Genomic DNA, 8,302 nt, shown 5'->3' with positions numbered 1-8,302 from the left:
CGATCACCGCGATCTGACCGGAGTCCCCGAGGGCCTCGTCGTCCGTCACAGGGCGTCGAGGGCCTCCCTGGTCAGCGTGCCGAGCGACTTGCCGGTCGAGGCGGCCAGGCGGGCCAGGTCGTCGTACTCGGGTTTGACGCCCCAGGGGCCCTGCTTCATCCGGACGGTCCGGCCGTACAGCTCGACCGTCCGGACGACCCGGGGGACGGTGACCTTGTCGACCCAGCTCCGCCGCAGCCCCAGCGTGCCGGTCTCGGCGAACATCAGGTTCTCCAGATGGTCGGCGAGGTCGACGGGCGTGAGCACGTGCAGGACGTGGGCCGGCCGGCCCTTCTTCATGACCGCGGGCGTGACCCACGCGTCGGCGGCCCCGGCCCCCAGCATCCGCGTGATGACGTGGCCGAGCAGTTCCCCGGTCACGTCGTCGAGGTTGGTCGACAGGACGACCTGCCGGTCCTCCTGGGCGAGCGGACGTCCGAGGGTGGCGACGACGACGTTGGGGCGGTCGGGGAGCCGCCGGGTGCCCGCGCCGTATCCGGTCGCGCGCACCTCCATGGGCGGCAACCCGCCGTAGACGGTCTCCGCGGCGCGCAGCAGGGCGGCCCCGGTGGGGGTGACCGCCTCGTGCTCGCCGCCGCCGCGCACCCGGGCGCCCCGGAGCAGGGCGAGGGTGGCCGGAGCGGGCACCGGCAGCACACCGTGGCGGGTCTCGACGCTGCCGCCGCCGAGCGGCAGGGGCGCGCAGTGGACCTGGGTCACGCCCAGGTCGGCCAGCGCGGCGGCGCATCCGACGATGTCGACCAGCGTGTCGTGCCCGCCGAGCTCGTGCAGGTGCACGTCGCCGGCCGGGAGGCCGTGCAACTCGGCCTCCACCCCGGCGATGGCCTTCAGGGCCCGTTCCGCGACGGGCAGGCCGGTGCGGGCCGCCATCTCGATCAGCACCGAGGCGGGGCGCTCGGTCGCGTCGTCGTCGACCTCGACGTTCACGCGGACCGCCATGAGCGCGCCGGTGCGCACGTTCTCGGCCTCCAGCCGCCATCCGGTCAGGCCGGTCCGGGCGACGGCCTGCCGGACGACGTCCACGGAGGCCCCGGCGGACAGCAGGGCCCCGAGCAGCATGTCGCCGGCCAGGCCGGTGAACGGGTTGAGGTGGAGGATCACGGCCGCCGCCTGGTCAGCCGGTAGGCGGCCAGCGCCGCGCCGAACCCCGAGTCGATGTTGACCACGGTGATGCCCGCCGCGCACGAGGTCAGCATCGCCAGCAGCGCCGTCACGCCCTCCAGGGCGGCCCCGTAGCCGACGGACGTGGGCACGGCGATGACCGGCGTCTCCACCAGCCCGCCGACCACGCTCGCCAGCGCGCCCTCCATTCCGGCGATCACGATGACGCTGTCGGCGTCGCGCAGCCGCTCGGTCTCCGCCAGGATCCGGTGGATGCCCGCCACCCCCACGTCCCTGATCACGGTGGTCGCCAGGCCGAGCGCCGTCGCCACGGCCGCCGCCTCGGCCGCGACCGGGCCGTCGGCGGTGCCGGCCGTCACCACGGCGACCTGGTGCCCCAGGGGCAGCGCCGGCCGCCACACCAGCAGCCGGGCCGCGTCGTCGTAACGGCCGCCGGGGACGAGGGCTCGGACCTCGGCGGCGGTCTCCGGCCCGACCCGGGTCACCAGGACGGGGCCGTCGTTCCGGTCGAGCAGCACCCCCAGGATCCCGGCGATCTCGCCGGCCTGCTTGCCCGGCCCGTAGACGATCTCGGGCAGGCCCTGACGTCTCTCCCGGTCGAGGTCGACCCGCGCGTACCCAATGTCCATCGCTACTCCCCCGCCAGGTAGGGGATCGTCATCGGACCCTCGGGCAGCACGCACACGCTTCCGGGCAGGCCCCGGACGGTGGCCGCGATGTCGGCGGTCTGCTCCAGGTGGGCGGCGGCCAGGTCGGCGTCGCTCAGGTAGGAGGTGTGCACGATGACGCGCGCGTGCCGCTGGATGCGCGCCTGGATCTGCACCTGCCACTGGTCGGGGACCGTCCGCGTGCGGGTGGAGATCTCCTCGAACAGGGCGTCGGGCGAGGCCGCGGCGGTCAGCGTCTCCCGGTAGGGGCCGTGGTCGGGGAAGCCGTCACGGCATTCGGCCGCGCAGATGACGACGCCTCCCGGCCGCACGATCTGCGCGGCGGCGCTCATGCCCTTCACCGCCTGGTAGAGGTTCTGGTCGAGGGGGAACCCGGCGTTGGTCGTGACGACCACGTCGAAGGCCGAGGGCACGGGCCGCATCGCGGCCGCGCGGGCGGCGGCCATGGCGGCGGTGTGCATCGGCGCCAGATCGCCGCCGAAGGCCTTCACGATCTTCTGTTCCCGGTTGAGCACGACGTCGAGGGCGAAGGTGACGCCGGTGCCCTCCGCGATGGCCCGCACGTCGTCGTGGACGGGGTTGCCCTCGGTGATCCCCCACGTCGCGCGGGGATCGCCGATGCGGGCCGCGTCGTGCAGGGTGAGCACGGTCTCCAGCGCGGCGAGCCCCGGGGCGACGAGCTTGGGCCCGCCGGAGAAGCCGGCGAAGAAGTGCGGCTCGACGAAGCCCGTGGTGATCCGCACGTCGGCCTCGGCCCACTCGCGGTTGAGCCAGACCGGCACGTCCTTGCCGAACCGGCCCATCCAGCGCAACGAGGAGTCGTCGCGGGAGTCGTGGTTGACGATCCGCACGGTGTCGACGACGGCGTCGCCGAACATGGCGCGCAGTTCGTCGGGGGTGTTGCCGCGGTGGGTGCCGGTGGCGACCAGGATCACCACGTCTTCCAGCGGCACCAGCCCGTCGAGCTCGGCCAGGATGGCGGGGATCATCAGGTGCCGGGGCTGCGGCCGCGTGCCGTCGCAGGCGGAGATCGCCACCGTCTGCCCGCGCCGCACGCGGTCGCGCAGCGGCGGGCCCGCGACGGGCTCGCGCAGCGCCCGGCGCACCTCGGCCGCCTCGTCGGCCACCGGGGGACGGGCGACGGGCGTGATCACGGTGGTGCGGTCGGCCGGCAGGTCGACCAGCAGCCCGCCGGTGCCGTAGGCGAGGTCGACGACCATCCCGCTCATGAGGTCGCCGGCCGCAGGCGCAGGCCGGCCATCCCGCCGTCGACGGGCAGTTCGACGCCGATCGTCGACCCGGACGCCGGTCCGGCCAGATAGGCGACGGCGTGCGCCACCTCCTCGGCGGCGACCAGACGCCCGTGCGGCTGCCGCGCGCGCAGCGCCGCCCGTTCCGCCTCGGGGTCGGGGGCGGCGTCGAGCAGCCGGCCGACCCACGGGGTGTCCACGGTGCCGGGCGTGACGCAGTTGACCCGCACACCCTCGCGCACGTGGTCGGCCGCCATCGCCCGGGTCAGCGCGAGCACGGCCCCCTTGGAGGCGGAGTAGAGCGCACGCTGGGGCAGCCCGGCGGTGGCCGCGATGGAGCAGACGTTCACGATGGCCGCGCTCGGCGAGGTCCGCAGGTGGGGCAGCGCGGCGCGGCTCATCCGGACGATGCCCAGCACGTTGAGGTCCAGGACACGCAGCCACTCGGCGTCGTCGTTGTCGGCGACCGTGCCCTGCGCGCCGATGCCGGCGTTGTTGACCAGCACGTCGATCCGCCCGAAGCGGTCGGCCACCGCCGCGACCGCGCGCCGGACGGCCGCGTCGTCGGTCACGTCGCAGACGAACTCGGTGCCCGACAGGTCGAGGACCGCCACCTGGGCGCCCCGGGCCGTCAGCTCCTCGTCGACCGCGCGGCCGATGCCGGACGCGCCGCCGGTGACGATCGCGACCAGGCCGTCGAAGTCGCCGCTCATGCCCGCCCCATCCGCTGGCGCTGACGCCCCAGGCCGTCGATCTCGACCTCGACGACGTCTCCGGGACGCAGGTAGGCCTCGGGGCCCCTGCCCATCGCCACACCCGCCGGGGTGCCGGTGTTCACGACGTCGCCCGGCTCCAGGACCATGAACTGGCTGAGATACCAGACCACGTGGTGGACGCCGAAGATCTGGTTCTTCGTGCTGCCGTTCTGGCGCAGTTCCCCGTTGACCCACAGGCGCAGGCCGAGCGCCTGCGGATCGCCGACGTCGTCTGGCGTCACCAGCCACGGCCCGAGCGGGTTGAACGTCTCGCACGACTTGCCCTTGTCCCACTGACCGCCGCGCTCAAGCTGGAACTCCCGCTCGGAGACGTCGTTGACGATCGTGTACCCGGCGATGACCCCGGCCGCCTCGGCCGGCGAGGCCAGGTAGCGGGCCGTCGCCCCGATGACGATCGCCAGCTCGACCTCGTAGTCGGTCTTCGTGCTGCCGCGCGGCACCAGCACCTCGTCGTCGGGCCCGACCACCGTGTTGGGCGCCTTCATGAAGACCACCGGCTCCACGGGGACGGCCGCCTTCGTCTCCTCGGCGTGGTCGGAGTAGTTCAGCCCGATGCAAACGATCTTCCCCGGCCGGGCCACCGGCGCGCCGACGCGCAGGCCGGACTCGGCCGGCGGAAGGCCGCCCGCCGCGAGGGCGGCGCGCACCCGCTCGACTCCCCCGCCGGCGAGGAACACGCCGTCGATGTCCGCCGTCAGCGACGACAGGTCGAAGACGTTCCCCTCAGGATCGACGACGCAGGGTCGTTCACCACCCGGACTCCCCAACCGGCACAACTTCACGCCTTTACCTTCTTTCACTCAGAGTCAGGGGGAAGCTAATTCGTATGACGTCTGACGTCAAGGCCCGTCGGTGCAGAGTTGCGAGGTCAAGGCAGTGCGGGCCCACTCTTCCCAGGCGTCCGGTGACCAGTCGCGGTCGCGGACGAAGATCAGGTAGAGCTCCGGGCTGAGCAGGCCGAACAGCAGGTCCGCCGCCATCTCGACGGAGAGGCCGGGACGGGTGTCGGGCTTGCGGGCCAGGGCTTCGGCCGCCGCGTGATGCACGGTGTAACGCGGGTCGGGGCCGTCCGGCCACTGTGCGGCGATCTCAGGATCGGTGGCCGCGGCAGCCGCGATCAGCGGCATGATCGGGGCGACCCGGCCCAGGATCTCGCGGGTGCCGTGGACGTGCGCGCGCAATTGCCCGGCCGCGGTGGGCTCGGCGCACGCGGCGCGAAACCACTCGCGATCCATGGTGGCGACCGGCTCGGCGTCCCCGGCGATGGACGCGTCGACGACGTCCTTGAACAGCGTGCGCTTGTTGTGGAAGACGAAGTAGACCGTCTGGACGGCCACGCCGGCCCGGTCGGCGACCTCCTGCAGGCTCGTCGCCCCGTAACCCTGTGCGACGAACAGCTCGCGAGCCGCCTCGACGACCTTTTCCCGGGTGCGGCGTGAGCGCTCGGCTCGCTGATCCGGCCGTTTGACTTTGTCCATATTGCGAGTATATCTCTAGAGTATGTCACTAGAGTTCAACTCTAGATTCTTGGAGGAGACGATGGACCGACCGGACCTGACCTCGACCCGGCGAGACCCGGAGGAGGAGTCCGTCCACCGCGCGCTGGAGCGCTACTACCGCGCCGGCAAGCCGCCGTGGGACACCGGCGTGCCGCCGCCCGAGCTGGTCGCCCTGGTAGAGGGGCACGGCGCGCTGCCGCCCGGCCGCGTCCTCGAACTGGGCTGCGGCACGGGGACCAACGCCGTCTACCTCGCACGGCACGGCTGGGAGGTGGCGGCCGTCGACCTGATCGACCGCGCCGTCGACCAGGCCAGGGAGAAGGCCGCGGCGGCGGGAGTGGCGGTACGGCTGCTGCACGGAGACGCCACCCGCCTCGACGAGTTGGACGTGCCGGGCCCCTTCGACCTGTTCTTCGACCTGAGCTGCTACTGCGGGGTCCCGCTGCACCGCCGCGACGCCTACGCCGCCGGGCTCACCCAGCGCGCCGCTCCCGGAGCACGGTTGCTGATGTTCGGGTACGGCCCCGAGCCGATCGGCAATCCGATCCCCGAGGTCACGTCGTGGGCGGCGGGCGTCACGGCCGACGAGCTCCGCGCCAGGTTCCCCGGCTGGGAACTGGTCGACGTCACACCGGGCACCAACTCGGTGCCGACCTTCTGGTTCACGCTGCGCCGCGACGTCTAGAACGTGGAGATCGCCATGACGACCGACACCGTGACCCTGCGACCAGTCGGCCGGGTGGTGGGCGGTCGCAGCGCCGACCTGGACGCGCTGTCAGGCGCCCCCGTCCTGGATGTCAAGCCGTACCTGATCGAGTTCGCCCCCCGGCATCCGGTCACCCAACCGGCCTGGGCGAGCGAGCTCATGAGCTCCTACTACTGAGGTTGCGGCCGGCGGGCCCCCGCCGGCCGTCCCAAGACGGCAGAGGCCTGGCACAGGGTGGCGAAACGCCTCTTGAGATACTGGGAGGGCTTTCGGCAACGAAGGGGATGACCATGTCTTCCAGGACTTCTGCCGCCTCCCCACTCGGTGGCTGGGTGGGAACTGACTACGAGGTCGTCGCCGAATTCGACGACCTGATGCCGACCGGCGTGACCGTGACCGACGATGGGCGGCTGTTCGTCTCCTTCCCGAGGTGGGGCGACGACGTGCCCTTCACCGTCGCGGAGGTCGTCAAGGGGGAACCGGTCCCCTACCCCGACCGCGAGTTCAACGCGTGGAGCCCGGCGGCCACCGCGGAGACCCTGGTGTCGGTGCAGAGCGTCATCACCGACCCGGCCGGGCACGTGTGGCTGCTCGACACGGGGAGCCTGGCCTTCGAGCCGTGGCTGGAGAACGGGCCGAAGCTGGTCGAGGTCGATCCGGCCACCGACCGGGTGGTCCGGGTCATCCGGCTCGACCCGGCCGCGGCGATCCCGGCGACCTATCTCAACGACGTGCGCTTCGACTTCTCGCGGGGGCCGGGAGGGTACGCGTACGTGACCGACTGCGCGCCCGAAGGGGCGCTGATCGTGGTCGACCTCGACTCCGGGGAGAACCGGGCCCGGCTCCGGGGGCACGAGAGCACGTCGGCCGTGCCCGGGTTCCGCGCGATCGTGCAGGGAGTCGTCCGGGAGAACTACCGGGTCGGCGTCGACGGCATCGCGCTGAGCGCCGACGGCTCCCGCCTCTACTACTGCCCGCTGTCCGGCAGGCGCCTCTACAGCGTGGCGACCGACGCCCTGCTCGACCGGTCGCTCGACGACGCGCAGGTGGCGGCCACGGTCGTCGACCTGGGCGACAAGGGCGCGTCCGACGGCCTGGAATCCGACGCCGAAGGCGCCGTCTACGCCACCGCCTACGAGCACAGCGCCGTCGTCCGGCGCGACCCCGACGGCCACTGGTCGACGATCCTGCACGCCCCCGGCCTGCTCTGGCCCGACACTCTGGCGCTGGCGGCCGACGGCTTCCTGTACGTCAGCGTCAACCAGCTCCCACGAAGCCCGCTGTTCAACGACGGGACCGACACCCGGGTGCCGCCCTACCAGGTCATCCGGGTGCGGACCGGCGCCCGCCCGATCCGCCTGACGGAGGAACGATGATCGTCGCCGGAGTCGACGGATCCCCGGCCGCGCTGGCCGCCGTGGAGTACGCGGCGGCCGACGCCGCCCGCAGGGGCACGGCACTGCGGCTCGTGCACGTGCGCGAACCGTGGACGGGCGTCCGGATCAGCCAGTTGGCCGACGTCGAGAACACCTACGGCGCGGAGGTCCTCGCCACCGCCGAGCGCCGGGCCCGCGCCTGCGCGCCGGAGATCACGGTGACCACCGGCCTGGCGACGGGTGACGTGGTCGCCCGGCTGAGGGAGGAGGCGGCCAAGGCCGACGCGGTCGTGATCGGCAGCCGCGGCGCCGGCGGGTTCGCGGGCATGATCCTCGGCTCGGTCGGCCTCGGGCTGGCCGGGCACACCCGCGGCCCGGTGATCGTGGTGCGCGGGCCGTCGTCGCCGACGCACGGGCGGCTGCTGGCGGGCTACGACGGCACCGAGGAGGCCGACGTCGCGCTGGAGTTCGCCTTCGCCGAGGCGCGGCGGCGCGGTGCGGGGATCAAGGCGGTCTTCTCCTGGCAGCCGCCGCCGTTCTCGTCGGTGGGCACCATGTACGACAACCTGATCCACTGCGTGTACGAGGAGCGCACCACCTTCGTCGAGGAGCGGTTCGCCGCCTGGCGCGACCGGCACCCGGGCGTGCCGGTGGAATACGCGAGCGTCTACGGCCACCCGGTGAACGTGCTGGCCGAGGAGTCCCGCGCGGCCGACCTGGTGATCGCCGGATCGCGGGGGCTCGGCGCCTTCGGCGCGGCCGTGCTGGGCTCGGTGGGCCACGGCCTGCTCCACCACGCCCACTGCCCGGTCGCGATCGTCGGCTCGGGCGAGGGGCCGGCCTGA

The 8,302-nt window shown here is 73.1% G+C and carries 10 protein-coding genes; 4 read left to right on the top strand and 6 right to left on the bottom strand.

What is annotated here, in order from left to right; all coding sequences use genetic code 11:
• Positions 1–45 precede the first annotated feature (45 nt).
• Genes larC through AW273_RS19465 form a run of 6 tightly spaced genes read right to left on the bottom strand, consistent with a single transcriptional unit; the run spans position 46 to position 5,354 of the window.
• Positions 46–1,161 carry a nickel pincer cofactor biosynthesis protein LarC gene (larC, locus tag AW273_RS19490; protein WP_062349771.1) on the bottom strand — a complete coding sequence of 372 codons (1,116 nt, stop codon included), beginning with the start codon at positions 1,159–1,161 and terminating at the stop codon, positions 46–48.
• A complete protein-coding gene (larB, locus tag AW273_RS19485; RefSeq protein WP_062349769.1) occupies positions 1,158–1,811 on the bottom strand; it encodes a nickel pincer cofactor biosynthesis protein LarB in 654 nt (217 codons plus the stop codon). The genes larC and larB overlap by 4 nt, the downstream gene beginning before the upstream one ends.
• 2 nt (positions 1,812–1,813) lie before the next feature.
• Positions 1,814–3,079 (bottom strand): nickel-dependent lactate racemase, encoded by a 1,266-nt coding sequence (larA, locus tag AW273_RS19480; RefSeq protein ID WP_062349768.1) that lies wholly within the window; start codon positions 3,077–3,079, stop codon positions 1,814–1,816.
• A complete protein-coding gene (locus AW273_RS19475) occupies positions 3,076–3,813 on the bottom strand; it encodes an SDR family NAD(P)-dependent oxidoreductase (protein ID WP_062349767.1) in 738 nt (245 codons plus the stop codon). The genes larA and AW273_RS19475 overlap by 4 nt, the downstream gene beginning before the upstream one ends.
• Positions 3,810–4,658: a fumarylacetoacetate hydrolase family protein gene (locus tag AW273_RS19470; RefSeq protein WP_062349766.1), complete on the bottom strand. Its 849-nt coding sequence runs from the start codon at positions 4,656–4,658 to the stop codon at positions 3,810–3,812. Before AW273_RS19470 ends, AW273_RS19475 begins: the two co-directional genes overlap by 4 nt.
• Positions 4,659–4,715: 57 nt before the next feature.
• Entirely contained in the window at positions 4,716–5,354 is a 639-nt protein-coding gene (locus tag AW273_RS19465; protein ID WP_062349765.1) for a TetR/AcrR family transcriptional regulator, read from the bottom strand.
• 61 nt (positions 5,355–5,415) lie between these two features.
• On the opposite strand from AW273_RS19465, the gene AW273_RS19460 reads away from it, so the two are divergent.
• The 4 genes from AW273_RS19460 (at position 5,416) to AW273_RS19445 (ending at position 8,302) form a co-directional block, all read left to right on the top strand.
• Complete coding sequence (locus AW273_RS19460) at positions 5,416–6,060, top strand: class I SAM-dependent methyltransferase (protein WP_062349764.1); 645 nt, start codon at positions 5,416–5,418, stop codon at positions 6,058–6,060.
• Positions 6,061–6,075: 15 nt separating this feature from the next.
• Positions 6,076–6,258, top strand: coding sequence for an SAM-dependent methyltransferase (locus AW273_RS19455; protein ID WP_062349761.1), 183 nt, complete (start codon positions 6,076–6,078; stop codon positions 6,256–6,258).
• Positions 6,259–6,413: 155 nt separating this feature from the next.
• Positions 6,414–7,457: an SMP-30/gluconolactonase/LRE family protein gene (locus tag AW273_RS19450; RefSeq protein ID WP_198168237.1), complete on the top strand. Its 1,044-nt coding sequence runs from the start codon at positions 6,414–6,416 to the stop codon at positions 7,455–7,457.
• A complete protein-coding gene (locus tag AW273_RS19445) occupies positions 7,454–8,302 on the top strand; it encodes a universal stress protein (RefSeq protein WP_062349759.1) in 849 nt (282 codons plus the stop codon). Before AW273_RS19450 ends, AW273_RS19445 begins: the two co-directional genes overlap by 4 nt.

Origin of the sequence: Herbidospora yilanensis (assembly GCF_001570565.1) — a bacterium.
Taxonomy (GTDB): Bacteria; Actinomycetota; Actinomycetes; order Streptosporangiales; family Streptosporangiaceae; genus Herbidospora; species Herbidospora yilanensis.
This window is presented reverse-complemented; position numbering and strand designations above follow the sequence as displayed.